This window comes from Bacillus mesophilus (assembly GCF_011008845.1).
GTDB classification, from domain to species: Bacteria; Bacillota; Bacilli; order Bacillales; family SA4; genus Bacillus_BS; species Bacillus_BS mesophilus.
In genome coordinates, this window is the sequence record NZ_JAAIWM010000003.1 from 53862 (window position 1) to 70458 (window position 16597).

Genomic DNA, 16597 nt, shown 5'->3' on the forward strand with positions numbered 1-16597 from the left:
TTGTGCGAAAAATGTCATAAAATTTTAATATAATGTCTACCATCATATTATGCTTTTTAGAGCTAATTTTCAACCATTAATGTATAAGTAGATGTTGACAAGGGATAAATAAGATGCGAATAGGAATAGAGTCCATTCCCCTTAGTATTATATGTAGGAATTTCATTATCATTTATGCTATCATTAATTATAAAAGTTTTGGGGAGGTAATGAGTTTTGACAGAAGATCAAAATGTATATGATATCACCATCATCGGTGGAGGCCCGTCAGGCTTATTCACCGCATTTTATGGCGGAATGCGTCAGGCAAAAGTAAAAATAATTGAAAGCTTACCTCAATTAGGTGGTCAATTATCTGCTTTATATCCAGAAAAATACATATATGATGTCGCAGGATTTCCCAAAGTGCGCGCTCAAGAATTAATTGATAACTTAAAAGAACAAATGGCAAAATTTGAACCAACTGTTTGTTTAGAGGAATCAGTTGATACTGTAGAAAGACAAGAAGACGGCACTTTTAAATTAACGACAAATAAACAAGAACATATTTCAAAGACTATTATTATAACCGCCGGAAATGGTGCATTCCAACCAAGACGCTTAGAGCTTGAAACGGCTGCTCAATATGAAGGAAAGAACCTACACTATTTTATTGATGATTTAAACAAGTTTGCTGGAAAACGCGTTCTTGTTTGTGGTGGTGGAGATTCTGCTGTTGACTGGGCACTTATGCTTGAGCCAATTGCTGAAAAAGTAATCCTTACTCATAGAAGAGATAAATTCCGTGCTCATGAGCACAGTGTTGAAAACTTATTTAATTCAAAGGTCGAAATCAAAACTCCTTATCAACCTACACAGCTTATTGGGGATGACGAGATCAAGCAAGTTGTTTTACAAGAGGTTAAAGGAGACAAAGAAGAAACGATTGATGTCGATGCAGTCATTGTTAACTTCGGTTTTGTTTCTTCACTTGGTCCAATTAAGGACTGGGGCTTAGAAATTGAGAAAAATTCTATTGTTGTTAATTCAAAAATGGAAACAAATATAAAGGGCATTTATGCTGCGGGTGATATTTGTACATATGATGGAAAAGTAAAATTAATTGCTTGCGGCTTTGGGGAAGCTCCTACTGCTGTAAACAACGCAAAAGCTTACTACGATCCTAATGCAAAACTACAACCTCTTCATAGTTCGAGTATGTTTTAAAGCTATAGCCTACGCTATAGCTTTTTTTCTTTTATTTTTGACGCTTCTGAGCTTCTTGTTCAATTTTATCTGTTCGCTTATCCTGCTCGGAAGCATAATGATAATTGGTTAATTTGCCTGTGTCCGGTGGTTGCTGAAGATTTTGCTTTTCGTCCATAGTGTATCCCTCCTCAAAGAATGTTTCAAGGTTAGTGTGCACCAATTTGACGATCAGTTAGCTTGGGAATTAGCTCCACTTATTTTTGATTTGGCCCAAGCGTGCACAAATTCTAAATGTTGGTGCAGTAAGTGGGAAAACTGGTGCATAATAGTTGTGCGTGTGTGCAGAAATCCTTAATTTTGATACATAAATAGAAAATCCCGTGCAGAAGGAGTAATCTTAGGCTATTTTCATCCTATAAAAAAACGACCTCTAAAATAGAGATCGTCGTGTCGCATGTTCAACTTTTAGCAATCCTCAGGTGTCCCAGCATTGGCTGCTGTTCTAAATGAAGAGCCACACCCACATCCAGCAATTGCATTTGGATTGTCAATGGTGAAGCCGCCACCCATCATCGATTGTTTAAAGTCAATCTTTACACCATTTATAATCGGAGCACTTTCTTTGTCGATCAAAATTTGGATACCATGTTGTTCTATTAACGTATCATCTTCCTGCTTTTCTTCCTCGAATCCAATCCCATAAGAGAGCCCACTACAGCCTCCTCCTTTGACACCAACTCGCAAAAACAACTCTTTACCTTCTTCTTTCATCATATCTTTAATCTGATATCCAGCTGCTTCTGTCATATTAATCATAAAGAGAAACCTCCTTTTTGTAGCTTCTTATTATATAGTATACAAACAATCAGGGAATGTCTCAAATAAGTAGCTTATATTTATATGCTTCCTACTACTGATTTAAGTTAAATATTAACCAAGTACTTTATATAAAAACTCACCTTTGCAAATGACCTCGGCTGGGCCTTTCATATACACTTCTCCGCTTTCTGCCCATGTGATTAGTAAGTCTCCACCAGCTAAATGAACAGTTGTTTCAACACCTCTTTTTGTTTTTCCATTAAGAACCGAGGCCACAACAGCAGCACAAGCGCCTGTACCACAGGCCTGAGTTACACCAGATCCTCTCTCCCATACTCTAAAGTGGATCTCTTTTTCATTTACTACCTCCACGAACTCGACATTCACGCTTTCAGGAAAGCGCTCATCTTTTTCAATGACCGGACCAAGTGTTGTGACTGGGGCCAAATCGATATTCTCTACATACATAATTCCATGCGGGTTTCCCATTGAAACAGCAGTTAGGAGGAAAGCCTCCCCACTAACTTGAAAAGGTTCAGCAACGATTTGATTAGCTGGCTCTCCAAGCATGGGAATTTCTTCACGAGATAAGCGAGGATTTCCCATATTCACAGTAACCATATTTACCTCGCCACCATCTACCTCTACCGTAGCTTCTACAAGTCCAGATAAAGTCTCGATTAGGAAGCGTGTATCTTCAACAAGTTTATTTTCATAGGCGTACTTAGCCACACAACGCAAGCCATTTCCACAGTTTTTCCCCTCAGATCCATCGTTATTAAAGATGCGCATTTTAACTGGCGCCTGATCTGAAGGACAAATCAATATTAATCCATCAGAGCCAATTCCGGTATACACAGAGGAAACCTTTATAGCTAAATCAGATAAGATTTCTTCCTTTAGCTCCTTCTTAAAAGCATCAATATATATATAATTATTCCCTAATCCGTGCATTTTCGTAAAAGGAATTCGTTCCATTGTTTATCATCTACCCCAATTCTGGATTATATAGTCGCTAAGACTGTTTTAAAAACTCTAGTATAATTTTATGTTATAACATTATGCATTTCTAGTAAAAAGGATTGTGAACACACCTAATGTTTAGTACATTTGATGTAGGTATTTTGTATCATTAAGGAGGAGCCCCTTTGGAAAGAAACATGGAAATCTTGTTTGATAAAAATGTTACATGTTCTGCGTGTTCACACAGCTATACAACCAAAAAAGTTCGCTCCCGCTTTGTACGTGCTTTACAATCTGACTCCGACTTTTGTTCCTATTATGAGGATGAAGAAAACAGCCCCTTGTTGTATTATGTAAGTGTTTGTCCGAACTGCGGTTACTCTGTTTCTGAAGAATTCTCGGCACATTTCCCTCCACAAACGCTACAGTCCATTAAGACGTCAATTAGTTCAAATTGGGGACATCGGGATTATGGTACAAAACGGACGGTTAAAGAGGCAATTGATACGTACAAGCTTGGCATATATAGTGCTACTTTAAAAAATGAAAAGAGCATCGTTCTGGCAGGCTTATATATGAGATTAGTTTGGATCTTGAGAAAAGAACGTGATCAAGAACAAGAGCTCCGCTTTACTAATATGGCAGTTAAAGCGTATGTTCAATCTTATATAAATGAAGATTTCCGATCAACTGATATGACTGAAATTAAACTCTTATATTTAATCGGTGACCTTTACCGTAGAATTGGCGACGATAAGCAAGCAGGTGTTTATCTATCAAAAGTTATTCAGCAGCAGAATGAGACCATTGAAAAAAGGATTGTTGCTTTAGCAAAAGATGCCTGGCAGGAAATACGTGAAAAACAAAAAGCGTAAGCGCCCAACAAATGAAGACAGGCTAAGTGCGCAACGGCCTGTTGCAACGCCTGCCTGACCTGCATCCTGCATGCCTCCGACCAGCAAATATTCCTCGAAGAAAAAAGGGCGATTTTACCTTTTATTCTTCAAGGGTTATTTGACCTAGGAAAAAGTGAAGTTTCTTTTTCCATCGAGGTAGGATGAAATTGCAAAGATCATCGCAATTTCATCTGGGCGCTGGAGCTGGATTTCACTCCATACCATTAAAAGCAAAGCATAGCCTATAAAATAAAAGAGGGTAGCTAAAAGCTATCCTCCTTTTGTAAGGTTAAAACATTGGATTTTCCTCTATGTGTTGATAAATGTTTTCGACTAATTCTTCAGGAGTTTCTCCTGTTACTACATCCCCATTTACTAATGCATATAGGGAGCTATAACATTTTCCACAGTATGATAAACAGCCGTATTCAACAATATCAAAATTTGGGTCCTTTTCTAGTATTTCCCTAGCTTTCTGGGCCCCACTTGCTAAATTACTAATACAAAATTCTATAATTGGGTTCAAGCTTCTCACCTCTACGATTTAAAGGCTACCTTTTTTTCCTCTATTCGTCAATTTTTTAAAACTAAGAAACAGTGTTACACTAAATACTTATTAGTATTAACCCATCAATTTATAATAAACATATTGTGATTAATGGTTATTTTCGTTATACTTTTCTATGGTATTTAAACGTATATATTTTTTAGAAATAATTTTTTTTAGACACGAAAGACTTCCATAAAAGGAGAATAAATATGAAACAACTAGTCTTACTTGGAGGCGGTTATGGAAATATGCGGGTCCTACTCCGTTTATTGCCAAACCAGCTGCCAGAGGATATACAAATCACTTTAATTGACCGTAACCCCTACCACTGTCTCAAAACAGAATATTATGCTCTTGCTGCAGGGACAATTTCAGATCAGCATATCCGCGTTACATTCCCTGAACACCCTAGATTATCTATTAAATATGGCGAAGTAACAAATATTGATATAGAGAATAAACGAGTGTATCTTAATGATCAGGAAGCTGTTTCCTTTGATGATTTAATAATAGGTCTTGGTTGTGAAGATAAATACCACAACGTTCCTGGTGCAGATGAGTTCACGTATAGTATTCAAACCATTGATCGTTCAAGAAGTGCGTATCAGGCACTTAATAATCTTGGTGCTAATAGTGTAGTCGGTATTATTGGTGGAGGACTTAGTGGTGTAGAATTAGCTAGTGAACTTAGTGAAAGTAGACCTGATCTAAGAGTTAAGCTCTTTGATCGCGGAAAACATATATTATCTATGTTTCCTGAACGTTTAAGTAATTATGTTGAAAATTGGTTCCATTCTCATGGTGTGGAAGTAATTAGTTCAGCAAATATTACAAGAGTGGAAGATAAAACAGTCTATAATCATGATGAGCCTGTTGCATGTGATGTTATTGTTTGGACTGCTGGTATCCAGCCAAGTAAAATTGTTCGTGACTTAGAGGTTGAAAAGGATGCTCAAGGCCGTGTCGTTCTAACGAAACAACATAATCTACCAAATAATGAACATGTGTATGTAGTTGGAGATTGCGCAAGCCTCCCTCACGCTCCAAGTGCCCAACTAGCTGAAGGGCAAGCAGAGCAAATTGTCCAAGTCCTACTTAACCGTTGGAATGGCGAAGAACCTCCAGCCGAATTTCCACCGATTAAGCTTAAAGGAGTACTTGGGTCATTAGGAAAGAAACAAGGTTTTGGACTATTAGCAGATCGCCCGCTAATGGGAAGAGTTCCTAGACTATTAAAATCCGGTATTTTATGGATGTATCGTTATCATAAAGGATAAACCACGAAAGCTGTCTACCATGCAGCTTTCTTTTTTTATGCTGTGAAAAAGGAGATTATATCATATCTTTTAATATCGGGTTGAATCCAAGTGGTATACTACTAGTATTACCATAAGAAAAGAGGAATTATTAGATGTCAACCGAAGTGGAATCAAAAACGAACGAAGATATTTTGCAATCATATATTAATGTTCTTAAAGTGGTATCTTCTATGCTACCTGATATCGCGTTTGGAGTAACCAACAAAGAAGAATGGCTTGCCTATTTCCCGAGTAGAAAAATAGACCTTGGAGTTAAAGCAGGTACAAAAATTAATCCACAGGAACCCTTAGCCGATTGTATAAGAAACAAGAAGGTCATTAAAGATGAAATTTCTCCCGAATTTTTCGGCTTTCCCTTTACCGGTCTCGCTAATCCAATTATTCATCAAGGCAAAGTAATCGGATCGATTGCAATTCAGATCCAGGAACAAAACGAACGTGAGTTACGAAGAATTTCAGACCAAATCGTTCATTCTTTAATGCAAGCAAATGAGGGAGTAACAAAGGTTGGAAATGGCGCAGAAGGACTTGCTGGTATAAGTTTAACACTACTTCAACAATCTAATCATGCAGCCGAAGAAATGAATAAGACAGATGAAGTAATCAAATTTATTAAGAAAATTGCTGACCAAACAAACCTATTAGGACTAAATGCTTCTATTGAGGCAGCACGTGCGGGAGAAATGGGACGAGGCTTTGATGTGGTAGCTAAGGAAATACGTAAGCTTTCTCAAGAAACAGTTATATCCACAGAGAAAATTCGTAGAATTATCACCGATCTACAAACATCAATGCATGAAATGGCTGAATCCGTAGAAAAGGTAGTTACAGTAGGAAAGCAGCAAGCAATCTCGACACAGGATATCTCCTCTTTCATAGGTGAGATTGAAAAAATGAGCAAAGAATTAAATAAGTACGCTTCTGAGCTATAAAGATAGAAAAAGCCTTTAATTTTTTTAAAGGCTTTTATTTTGGCTGATACCCATATTTCTCAAGCTCAGCATAAATTGTTTTTAACCTGGGATTCCCCTCTCCTACCACTTCACCCTTGATCACGACAACCGGATAAAACATATCCTCTTCAATGACTCTTTCCGCAAACTGTAGTTTTTCTTGGTCCCCTTCAGGACTATGGATATCTACATAAGTAATCGTAAACGGCTGCTCTGGATACTTCCGACTAATTGCTGCCTGTAACCAATCATACGTCTCTCTTGAGGATGGTAAATTCACACAGCTTGGACATAATACTTCAGCACCATACACACATACTTCAATAGATTCAAATGACATGACTCCCACTCCCTTCCTACTATATATTTTAAACGATTACATGGAAAATACCTACATTACAGTTTTCAATACTACAGAATAGATTTTTTATATCAAAGTCATTATAATAGAAGTAAGGAAAGGAGTCGATCATGATGGAAATTAAAGATCAAGTAATGGAAGTACTAGATAAACTACGTCCATTCCTACTTCGCGATGGTGGGGATGTTGAGTTAGTAGATGTTGAAGAAGGTATTGTAAAATTACGACTTTTAGGCGCATGTGGAAGCTGCCCAAGCTCAACTATCACTCTTAAAGCTGGTATCGAGCGTGCACTATTAGAAGAAGTACCTGGAGTTATAGAAGTAGAGCAGGTATTCTAATAATTAAATAATAATTATAGCGCTCTCTATGAGGAGAGCGCTTTTTATTATTTTTATTATCCAATCCAATGTAGCTTAGGCAGATCACGTTTTCTGGTACGATAGCTTATATAAAAATGGACATCCTTAAGATAGTTCTCATAGTCATCAGTTTTGTTTAACATATCCTGTAGCTCATGAAGACGATTGGCTTGTTCTTCCTCGTTATCAGACTTATAATAGCCCTCAATGCATTCAAAGTAATGAACAGGGAAAAGTAACCGCGAATAAAATAAGCGCCAAGAAAAAGGAGAAAGCGGATTAATCGATTCATAGTCATTTACGAACGCATGCAAAGATTCCATTGTTCGATGGTTATTCCAATAAGATGACCTGACCCATTCTACTAGATCACGACTTGGATGATCGTATACCCAATCGGTAGGTAATCTCATGTACTGAGAAAAATCCCAACAACTTGAAAAAAATCTGTGATGACATACTGTTCCACCATCGACTTCTGTAGGTTGTTCATCTAACTCAGTGTCAACTAAGTATTGAATAGCATTTTCCGTTACTCCTACATAGTAAGGAAAAGACTCTGCAAACAACTTTTCAAATTGGCCATTCGGCTGACTTTTTACCTTCATCGCCCAAAACTGTTCCAGCTGATCAAGTCTTTTTTCCCAAAGTGTTTTCCATTGTCCAATTCTAACAAGACTTTGTACAGGAAAGGGAATTCTTTTACCTCTCCTATGAAATTTCGCTAACTCCAATCCAACGGTATGCTGTCGTTGTCTAGTGTCTATTTCATACGGACATTTTAATAACACAAATAATGAATCTTCTGCCTTACTAACAACTTCACCACGTTTATTTTTAACAATTCCAGCTATTTGTTGGTCTCCCTTGTGAAGAAAATAATCGCCTAACTGGGCCATTTCTTCAATTTCATTTCCTTCTAAATGGGAAACTGGAACAAGTAAATAGCTTGAATCTCGACTTTTAAACGTATCATAGGATCGAAATATCCCGGACTTATTACAATTGAGGTTATATAGACTTTGCAAGTGTTGATTCATCAGATGCCCCCCCTTATTTTCATTTATATGACCTAAATTGATAAAACTTGTAATAAAAGTATGGTTTTTAAGAATAAATTAATAATCAACGGAAATTATGAAGAGGTATAAAACTTATTCGGAAAGGTGAGTATATGGAAAATTCCAAGAGATCAAAACTGGAAGAAACAGCAAGACAATGGTTAAAGGACCGCGGTGTAACTGTAGAGGATATTGGTGATCTTGTATATTTCTTACAAGTTAAGTATCATCCAGATCTGACAAAAGAGAGATGTATCCATAATGTAGAAAAGGTCCTATCGAAGCGCGAAGTTCAAAATGCCATTTTAACAGGCATCCAGCTTGATCGCCTCGCTGAGAAGAAGCAGCTTGAGGCTCCGTTACAGCAAGCCATTGAAATTGACGAAGGTCTGTACGGAATTGATGAAATCATTGCATTATCAATTGTGAACATATATGGATCTATTGGGTTTACAAACTTTGGTTATATTGACAAGCAAAAACCAGGTATCCTTCAACGTCTAAATGATAAATCGTCTGGAGAGTGTCATACCTTCTTAGATGATATTGTCGGAGCTATTGCCGCTGCAGCTTCAAGTAGACTTGCCCATAGTGCTGCCGCTAAGGCTGAAGAAGGAAACCAGTGATCATTTAGTATTGAATTACACAGTATATGAACCAATTAGGAAAAGCTTGAGGATTTTAACCTCAAGCTTTTCCTTTACCCCTATATTTTTTCAATCCATTCTTCCAAAGAGTTTATCACATAGGTAGGCTGCTTCTCAATGCTTTCTAAATGCTCCTTTGTAGTAACTCCTGTATGAACTAATAAAGTATCAAGACCTGCATTTATCCCGGCTAAAATATCTGTACGATAGTTATCACCAATCATTAAGGTATGATTAGGATCTGTTCCAATTGCCTTTAATGCTTGTTCCATAATTATTCTTTCAGGTTTTCCAATAAAAATTGGTTGGACTTCAGTTGAAACCGCTACTACTGAAGTGAGAGATCCATTTCCTGGTAAAAGACCCCGCTCTGTTGGAATCGCAATATCTCCGTTTGTAGAAATAAAGGTTGCTCCATTTCGAACTGCTAAGCAAGCAAGGGCTAATTTTTCATAATTGATACCCCGGTCAATTCCCATCACTACATAGTCAGGATTTTGCTCTTGAAGAGTTAAACCCCTTTCTAAAATGGCTTGACGAATTCCTTCTTCTCCCACAATGTAAACAGATGCATCTGATTTTTGATCATAAATATAATTTGCTGTTGCTTGGCTCGTTGTAAACACCTGATGATCCTCGGCTGGTATTTCAAACTTTCTAAGCTTCTCAGCCACCTGACTTGGGGCAGCAGATGAATTATTTGTAACAAATAAGTAAGGAATTCCTTTTTTATGTAAAGCTTGTACAAAATGACATGCCTCAAGAATTCGTTCTTTCCCTCGATACATCGTTCCATCTAAATCAATTAAGTATCCTTCATACTTCTTCATGTATGATCCTCCTCATATATAGTCTCATATAAAAATCGCCTCTATAAAAGAAGCGATTAGCTTTTAAACGCACTTACTGGCCCTAACTCATTTTCTAAGTAAGTTCTTATTGAGGAAGGGAATTTTTTGATTGTATGAAGCTCCTCATTCATGATCTGGACTAATTTTGAATGATCAACGGCAATATATTCCTGAACAAGTACCTTACGGAAAGCAATAATTTCTTTTAGAGAAATTGCCTCTTCCTTAGTAACGACAGACTCGTCCTCTAGGATATCAATAATGTCCTCGTAGCTTCCCGGGTCTCTCATAATAAAGCCATCTATCATGGCATTACCCACATCCAGAACTGACTCTATCATTAAATGTAGAATTCTCTCTAAGGAAAGCTTATATAATTCATCCTGCCACTCAGAGTGGTTTTCGTAGGTGATTGTTAACTTTTCTAAGTAGCTAAGTGTTAATTCCATTTTATCACGATCAATAAAATACATATTCATACCTCGCTTTCCTTAACTCTTTAATTACCAATTCTATAAAGTAGACACTAAACTTGGCATCATTGCCGGTCTAGCATAGAAATATCCTTGTGCCAAGTCCACATTATTCCGAGAGAGAACAGAAGCTTCCCCCTCTTTTTCTATACCTTCAGCAACCACAATAGATCCCGTTTCTTTAGCTATTAACAAAAGACCTCGTAACATAGATTCCTTAACCGTATTGGTGTCAATGTCCTGAATGACTGAACGATCAATCTTGATAATATCTGGTAATACTTCACTAATAGTATGCAGGCTAGAATAACCAGCACCAGTATCGTCTATTGCGATTCGAAAACCCATTTTTCTTAATGATTTGATATTTTCACTAAAGTGCTTAAAGCCTTCTATCGAATCTCGCTCTGTAATCTCAAATATTACTTGATAAGGATTCACATTTCTATACTTCAAAAGCATTCTATTTACTACCTTTATAAACCCAGGATTACTTAAAGTTATAGGTGTAAAGTTAATAAAAATTTGATGCTCGCGTTCAAACTTTATAATTTGTTCAAAGGCTTTTTCAAGCACGATGATTTCAAGGTCAAAAAGAAGATTTAACTGTCTTGCTACCGCAAACAATTGCAGAGGATTTTCTAGGTCTGTTCCTACCGGTCCTCGTGTTAGGATTTCGGAAGCAGTCGTCTTATTAGTCGCAACGTCAAAGATCGGCTGTGCCATCAACCTAAGATCCTTTTGATGAATAATTCGATTCATTTCAAATCTCAGCTCATTATATTGGGAGAAGGTCTTCTTCTCTGCCATCGAATTAGCTTGCTGATAGGCCTTCAATATTGCTTCTCTTGTGGAAGATTCCTTCTGTTCAATAAACATATAGCCTGTTTCAAACATGAAGACAACTTCTTTATACTCATTCGATAGTTTTACCAATACCTTACTTAATATTTCATTCATAAGCGTTTCAATCTCAAAAAACCGATCCTTGTCATGCTCAACCTTAATGATTAAGGCATGGCCATTATTTAGATGTTTATGTAAGCTTACAATACTGTGATCCGGAAATACGTTTCTTGCTGCTTGCAGAAATTCTTCTTTTAAAATCGATTTATACATTTTCACATCATAAATATCAGATGTTTGAATTAACTCATCTAAATTAGCGTGATTAAAAACAATGACAGCCGCTTGGTGCCCCTGTTGAAAACACTTATCCACACCCTCTACAATCGTATCTCGAATGATAAAGGAAGGTGGATAAAAACGAAGAAGCTTTTGTGGCAGGACTATTTTACCCCATTTTTGTATAACCTTCTTGTATGAATCCCAAGGTCTTAAATGCATACCGCTTCTCCTCCTAGAAGAACAAAACCACTTTTCCATTATTTTATCATATTTTGACAAATTTCGTACGAACATCTTCAAAAAACTACACATCGCTTACAAAAATAATAAAAGTAGTGGTAATATAGTAGGTACACAACTGTGTTAGGAGGACTATTATGGAACGGATGTTTTTATATGATGATACCGTACAAACTAGAACAAGATTTGTTAGCTTTATGGGGGAAAATCATCGATTTGATTTAGCAGTTATTATGTCAGATCGTTACTATGGGAAGCACCTAGTACTTGATATTCAAAGCTCTCGTTTTGCTATTATTGGGGCCGATGATTTAGACGAGCCTGGTTATATAGAGCATGCCTATAACCTAAATGAAGAAGATGCTGAGGAGTTACGTTCATTTTTATATGAAATCGTTTCTTAATTCATGATAATGTTCTTTTAGGGAAACCTATAATTGATAATCCCTAAAAGAGGTGATATCAATGGAAAACAATAAAGACAGAGACATGTATAGAGATTTTTCCAATGTTGAAACCATGCGGATGTACACTGTCCCAAATCATATGCCAGAAGGACCTTATGGCTGTCCCATTGGTGCTGATGAACCAGTTGGGAATAAACAGCAGACTCCTTGGTCAGACAGACAAAGACCATACAGTGCCTTTAATTATGAGTTTAAAAACCTTCATCAGGATATTCCAAGACAAGACCCTGGTTCACACCCAGTTCATGCTGATTCAGATGTTAATGAAGAAATGCCTTATACAACACATGAAGTAAGTCATAAAAAATAGAAATCGGCATTTGCCGATTTCTATTTTTTTACTTTTCTAAGTACAAAATAAGCACAACCAAAATTACAGTACTCATACAGATACTCTCTCAATGTACTAATTTTGGTATCATAGGTTGCTTTTTGGTTTTGATCATCAAAAAAGCCTCTAAGTCTTAATTGATTATATCCCCAGTCCCCTACAATAAAATCGTACCTATTTAAAATTTCACTATATCTATTACGAAATGCTTCCTCATTAAAGCCTTCACGATAGTCCTCAATGATTTCAAAGCTAACATTATTTATCTCAATCACTGTATTCACCTCTTATTGCCTTAATATTACCATAACTTGTAGATAATTCGCTACAACCCTTCACCAACAATTTCTAAGATGAAAATTGCACTTTTAGGTCACCCTACGTAATAAGGGGGTGTCTAAATTGAACAAAAGACTTTTATTAGCAACTGGATTTGTTTCGTTATCACTTTTGACTGCATGCCAATACGAGGCTTTCTCTGATGATCAAGAGTTTTATAAAGAATCCGGAAACGCGGTTCACATGACAGACAGAAATGAAACTTACAACACCAATAACCTTACTGGTATGGACAAAGATGATGTAGGAACAAACTATGGATATGTTCGTCATCAAAAAAGTCCAATCCCAGGAGACAATGGTGAATTAAATGAAATAGCTGCCATTGACCGTGAACAGATTGCGGACACAATTAGTAAGATGGCTGTGATGTTACCAAATGTAAACGATGTAGCAACCTTGGTAACTGACGAAGAAGTTTTAATTGCGTATAAAACGGATACAGAAAATCGCTTTGAAACAGCTGACCAGGTAAAGAAAACAGCTATGTCAGTTGTTCCACGTTTTTATCACGTGTATGTGTCCGATCAACCTAACATGATTGACGAAATACAAAGATACGGCAATCTTGATTCAAATAGCCGTGATATTGATCGTATTATGGATGTCACCATCAAGGAGATGCTTAATGCTCCACAAGGTAGAAAATTAAGTGATGGTGAGAATGCGAACGGTGAAATGATTAATGAGATGAACGATGGTGTTGGGGATGAAGATTATAACAACGGAACCAACATGAACAACAACAAAAACAACAATAATAACAACACCAATACTAATGGTAACGATACGAACAGAGTAAGAAACTTCAATAATGAAGGCATGACTGAGGATGACGAAGCAAATTATCGCAACAATCAACTATAACAAGAAACGGAAGCGCCCCGGCAAATGATGACAGGCTAGGTGCGCAACGTCCTGTTGCAACGCCTGCCTGACCTGCATCCTGCAGGCCGCAGGCATAGCAAATGTTCCTTAGAGAAAGTTTTATTCTCGAAGGGTTATTTGACCGAGGAAAAAGTGATTTTCCTTTTTCTTTCGAGGGGCTGGGTGCTGGAGATGGATTCACACCAAAAGTTTTACCATTCTCATAATAAAAACAAAAAAAAGGTCCAACTCCTTGGAGTTGGACCACTTTTATGCTTGCTTTGCTGCATTTACTTGTTCATCAGCATGATAGGAAGAACGAACCATTGGACCTGACTCACAATGACTAAATCCTTTGCTTAATGCTATTTCTTTTAGTTCAAGGAACTCGTCCGGGTGATAGTATTTTTCAACTTTTAAATGCTTCTTAGAAGGCTGTAGGTATTGACCAATTGTCATAATATTAACATTGTGTTCACGAAGATCATCCATAGTTGCAATAATATCTTCTTTTGTCTCACCAAGTCCTACCATGATGCTTGATTTAGTTGGTATTTCTGGTTGCATCTCTTTAGCTCTACTTAAAAATTCTAAAGATCTATCATATTTAGCTCTAGCTCTAACACGGTCTGATAATCGTCGAACCGTTTCTATATTATGATTCAAAATATCAGGCTTTGCATCCATGAGTGTCTTCAAGTTCTCATAAACACCATTCATGTCTGAAGGTAAAACCTCTATACTTGTAAAAGGATTCTTCCTTCTAACTGCTCTTACTGTTTCAGCAAAAACTCCAGCTCCGCCGTCCTTAAGATCATCACGTGCTACTGCTGTTATTACAGCATGCTTTAAGCCCATTAACTGAACACTATCGGCAACACGTTCTGGCTCTTTCCAATCTAACTCATTAGGAAGGCCTGTCTTAACTGCACAAAAGCGACATGCTCTTGTACAAACATCTCCTAAAATCATAAAGGTTGCAGTCTTTCGAACTGCCCAACACTCATGAATATTGGGACATCTTGCTTCTTCACACACTGTATGGAGATTTTTTTCCCTCATCATCTTTTTGAGACCCGTATAATTTTCATTTGTATTTAATTTGATCTTTAACCAGTCAGGCTTTCGAACGTATTCCTCATTCTGGGCCACATTAATCACTCCTGTATGTAAATCTAATTTCTGTTCCTTTTATACCTTAACCCACTTTACCATATAGACCACAATTTATCCAATGAGTTCTTTTACTACTGTATCAAGGAATTACTACTTTTACCATTAATTCGCATTTATGTTTTCACCCTTTCTTCTGCAAACTAATGTAAGAAAACTTTACTTGCTTTTAGTTCTAAACCTAGAAATTAGATTCTACTTTTCTGCGGAGCAAATGTATCTTAGGTCCATATGGCTTAACAGAGTAATACCAAAACCGGTACTCATGAAACATACCTATGAGGAAAAAATCAGAGCGTAAAACGTTACATCTCACTATTCAAAAAAGCGTATGTTCAAAAGGACTACTTGTCTTTTTTAGAGCACGAATGAAAGGAGTAGAAATAGTGAAAAGGTTTTTAGTGATGCTACTTATCTTTTCTATCATTACCCCATCATTAGCAACTGCAGCAGAGAAAACGGATCAGGAAAAGCTATATGAAACAAGAATGGACTTATATCAAAAAACAGAAGCCATTACACATATTCCTTGGTATTATCTTGCTGCCATTGATCAATATGAACGTAACCTCCGCTACTCAAGAAAAGATTTACCAAAGCCAGATGGCGCCATTGGCATTTATTTTTCTCCAGAAATATGGAGTGGTGCTGTTAATCCTAATAAAGAGGATACAGATCCCTTTACGATTCATTCATTTGCAGGCTTTGGCCTAGATGGAAATGGAGACGGTAAAGCCAAACGTCTAGACGATGAAGATGTCTTATACACGATGGCACATTTCATCGAGACATATGGAACGAGTCACGATGACATAAAGATAGCCTTATGGGATTACTATCAACGTGATAAAACTGTAGGGATTATTCTAGGTCATATGCAAGTTTTTAAAAAGTTTGGAACAGTAGCCTTGGATAAACATGCCTTTCCTGTACCTCTGAGAAGCAACCACAGTTATAAAAATACCTGGGGTGACCGAAGAGGTTGGGGTGGACGAAGAACTCATGAAGGTACCGATATTTTCGCAAGCTACGGTGTACCCGTTCGCTCTACTTCTTACGGTATTGTTGAAATAAAAGGATGGAACAAGTTCGGCGGATGGCGTGTCGGGATAAGAGATTTAAATAATACGTATCACTACTATGCTCACTTAAATGGATTTGCAAAGGATCTGCAGGTTGGGCAAATTGTAGAGCCGGGTATGATAATTGGATCGGTGGGAAGCTCTGGTTATGGACCACCAGGAACTGCTGGAAAATTCCCACCACATCTTCATTACGGAATGTACAAAGATAATGGATATACAGAATGGTCATTCGATCCATACCCACATTTACGATCATGGGAGAGACAAGAGCGTGCAAGAAGGTAATAAATAGCAACCTTTAGCAGTCCAATTGTACTAATTGGACTGCTATTTTTTTGAAAACGACTAAGACATTTATGCTTTTAGATTGTATGAGCTCTTCTACATTTTTGGGGATGCTTCGTTTCCTGCAACAAGTGCAAATACAGGCGATATTACTGAGGAAGCAATTAATATTCCTGATTTCACCTTTACAGGCTGTTATTGTAAAAATGTCCCTCCCTTTCTTAACTGCTCTCATTAAT

20 protein-coding genes and 1 pseudogene are annotated in these 16597 nt (G+C 37.2%); 10 read left to right on the forward strand and 11 right to left on the reverse strand.

What is annotated here, in order from left to right; all coding sequences use genetic code 11:
• The first annotated feature begins 216 nt into the window (after positions 1–216).
• Positions 217–1206 carry an NAD(P)/FAD-dependent oxidoreductase gene (locus G4D63_RS10245; protein WP_163179560.1) on the forward strand — a complete coding sequence of 330 codons (990 nt, stop codon included), beginning with the start codon at positions 217–219 and terminating at the stop codon, positions 1204–1206.
• A gap of 31 nt (positions 1207–1237) precedes the next feature.
• Here the strand turns inward: G4D63_RS10245 and G4D63_RS22055 are convergent, their stop codons facing one another.
• The 3 genes from G4D63_RS22055 to dapF form a co-directional block, all read right to left on the reverse strand.
• The gene (locus G4D63_RS22055; RefSeq protein WP_275580282.1) at positions 1238–1363 is read right to left on the reverse strand and encodes a hypothetical protein; all 126 of its coding nucleotides are present in this window, start codon (positions 1361–1363) and stop codon (positions 1238–1240) included.
• A 290-nt stretch (positions 1364–1653) separates the two neighbouring features.
• A complete protein-coding gene (locus G4D63_RS10250; protein ID WP_163179561.1) occupies positions 1654–2004 on the reverse strand; it encodes a HesB/IscA family protein in 351 nt (116 codons plus the stop codon).
• 114 nt (positions 2005–2118) lie between these two features.
• The gene (gene dapF, locus G4D63_RS10255) at positions 2119–2985 is read right to left on the reverse strand and encodes a diaminopimelate epimerase (RefSeq protein WP_163179562.1); all 867 of its coding nucleotides are present in this window, start codon (positions 2983–2985) and stop codon (positions 2119–2121) included.
• Between the two features lie 170 nt (positions 2986–3155).
• On the opposite strand from dapF, the gene G4D63_RS10260 reads away from it, so the two are divergent.
• Complete coding sequence (locus G4D63_RS10260) at positions 3156–3845, forward strand: DUF2225 domain-containing protein (RefSeq protein WP_239585937.1); 690 nt, start codon at positions 3156–3158, stop codon at positions 3843–3845.
• A gap of 310 nt (positions 3846–4155) precedes the next feature.
• Here G4D63_RS10260 and G4D63_RS10265 read toward each other — a convergent pair whose 3' ends face one another.
• The gene (locus G4D63_RS10265) at positions 4156–4392 is read right to left on the reverse strand and encodes a YuzB family protein (protein WP_163179563.1); all 237 of its coding nucleotides are present in this window, start codon (positions 4390–4392) and stop codon (positions 4156–4158) included.
• A 233-nt stretch (positions 4393–4625) separates the two neighbouring features.
• Here G4D63_RS10265 and G4D63_RS10270 point away from each other — a divergent pair, with 233 nt between their 5' ends.
• Together G4D63_RS10270 and G4D63_RS22445 are read left to right on the forward strand one after the other, a co-directional pair.
• Positions 4626–5693 (forward strand): NAD(P)/FAD-dependent oxidoreductase, encoded by a 1068-nt coding sequence (locus G4D63_RS10270; protein WP_163179564.1) that lies wholly within the window; start codon positions 4626–4628, stop codon positions 5691–5693.
• Positions 5694–6346: 653 nt separating this feature from the next.
• A pseudogene (locus G4D63_RS22445) lies at positions 6347–6667 on the forward strand (methyl-accepting chemotaxis protein); the annotation flags it as partial.
• Positions 6668–6701: 34 nt separating this feature from the next.
• Here G4D63_RS22445 and G4D63_RS10280 read toward each other — a convergent pair.
• Positions 6702–7028, reverse strand: a complete 327-nt coding sequence (locus G4D63_RS10280; protein WP_163179566.1) for a YuzD family protein — start codon at positions 7026–7028, stop codon at positions 6702–6704.
• A 131-nt stretch (positions 7029–7159) separates the two neighbouring features.
• On the opposite strand from G4D63_RS10280, the gene G4D63_RS10285 reads away from it, so the two are divergent.
• Positions 7160–7390, forward strand: coding sequence for a NifU family protein (locus tag G4D63_RS10285; RefSeq protein WP_163179567.1), 231 nt, complete (start codon positions 7160–7162; stop codon positions 7388–7390).
• A gap of 56 nt (positions 7391–7446) precedes the next feature.
• Here the strand turns inward: G4D63_RS10285 and yutH are convergent, their stop codons facing one another.
• Positions 7447–8451, reverse strand: coding sequence for a spore coat putative kinase YutH (yutH, locus tag G4D63_RS10290; RefSeq protein WP_163179568.1), 1005 nt, complete (start codon positions 8449–8451; stop codon positions 7447–7449).
• Positions 8452–8585: 134 nt separating this feature from the next.
• Here yutH and G4D63_RS10295 point away from each other — a divergent pair, with 134 nt between their 5' ends.
• Positions 8586–9098 carry a phosphatidylglycerophosphatase A family protein gene (locus tag G4D63_RS10295; protein ID WP_163179569.1) on the forward strand — a complete coding sequence of 171 codons (513 nt, stop codon included), beginning with the start codon at positions 8586–8588 and terminating at the stop codon, positions 9096–9098.
• A gap of 80 nt (positions 9099–9178) precedes the next feature.
• Here the strand turns inward: G4D63_RS10295 and G4D63_RS10300 are convergent, their stop codons facing one another.
• From G4D63_RS10300 to G4D63_RS10310, 3 genes are read right to left on the reverse strand one after another with little or no spacing between them, the layout of a single operon-like run.
• Complete coding sequence (locus G4D63_RS10300; protein ID WP_163179570.1) at positions 9179–9949, reverse strand: TIGR01457 family HAD-type hydrolase; 771 nt, start codon at positions 9947–9949, stop codon at positions 9179–9181.
• 56 nt (positions 9950–10005) lie between these two features.
• Positions 10006–10443, reverse strand: a complete 438-nt coding sequence (hepT, locus tag G4D63_RS10305) for a type VII toxin-antitoxin system HepT family RNase toxin (protein WP_163179895.1) — start codon at positions 10441–10443, stop codon at positions 10006–10008.
• A 39-nt stretch (positions 10444–10482) separates the two neighbouring features.
• A complete protein-coding gene (locus G4D63_RS10310; protein ID WP_163179571.1) occupies positions 10483–11790 on the reverse strand; it encodes an EAL domain-containing protein in 1308 nt (435 codons plus the stop codon).
• Between the two features lie 155 nt (positions 11791–11945).
• On the opposite strand from G4D63_RS10310, the gene G4D63_RS10315 reads away from it, so the two are divergent.
• Both G4D63_RS10315 and G4D63_RS10320 read left to right on the forward strand, forming a co-directional pair.
• Positions 11946–12215: an SAV0927 family protein gene (locus G4D63_RS10315; RefSeq protein ID WP_163179896.1), complete on the forward strand. Its 270-nt coding sequence runs from the start codon at positions 11946–11948 to the stop codon at positions 12213–12215.
• A 61-nt stretch (positions 12216–12276) separates the two neighbouring features.
• The gene (locus G4D63_RS10320) at positions 12277–12588 is read left to right on the forward strand and encodes a cytosolic protein (protein ID WP_163179572.1); all 312 of its coding nucleotides are present in this window, start codon (positions 12277–12279) and stop codon (positions 12586–12588) included.
• Positions 12589–12608: 20 nt separating this feature from the next.
• Here G4D63_RS10320 and G4D63_RS10325 read toward each other — a convergent pair whose 3' ends face one another.
• A complete protein-coding gene (locus G4D63_RS10325) occupies positions 12609–12884 on the reverse strand; it encodes a YutD family protein (protein ID WP_163179573.1) in 276 nt (91 codons plus the stop codon).
• Positions 12885–13011: 127 nt separating this feature from the next.
• On the opposite strand from G4D63_RS10325, the gene G4D63_RS10330 reads away from it, so the two are divergent.
• Positions 13012–13815, forward strand: a complete 804-nt coding sequence (locus G4D63_RS10330) for a YhcN/YlaJ family sporulation lipoprotein (protein WP_239585938.1) — start codon at positions 13012–13014, stop codon at positions 13813–13815.
• 270 nt (positions 13816–14085) lie between these two features.
• On the opposite strand, the gene lipA is transcribed toward G4D63_RS10330, so the two are convergent.
• Positions 14086–14967, reverse strand: a complete 882-nt coding sequence (gene lipA / locus G4D63_RS10335; protein ID WP_163179574.1) for a lipoyl synthase — start codon at positions 14965–14967, stop codon at positions 14086–14088.
• A 389-nt stretch (positions 14968–15356) separates the two neighbouring features.
• Between lipA and G4D63_RS10340 the strand changes: the two genes are divergently transcribed.
• Positions 15357–16358, forward strand: coding sequence for a M23 family metallopeptidase (locus tag G4D63_RS10340; RefSeq protein ID WP_163179898.1), 1002 nt, complete (start codon positions 15357–15359; stop codon positions 16356–16358).
• The last annotated feature ends 239 nt before the right edge of the window (positions 16359–16597 follow it).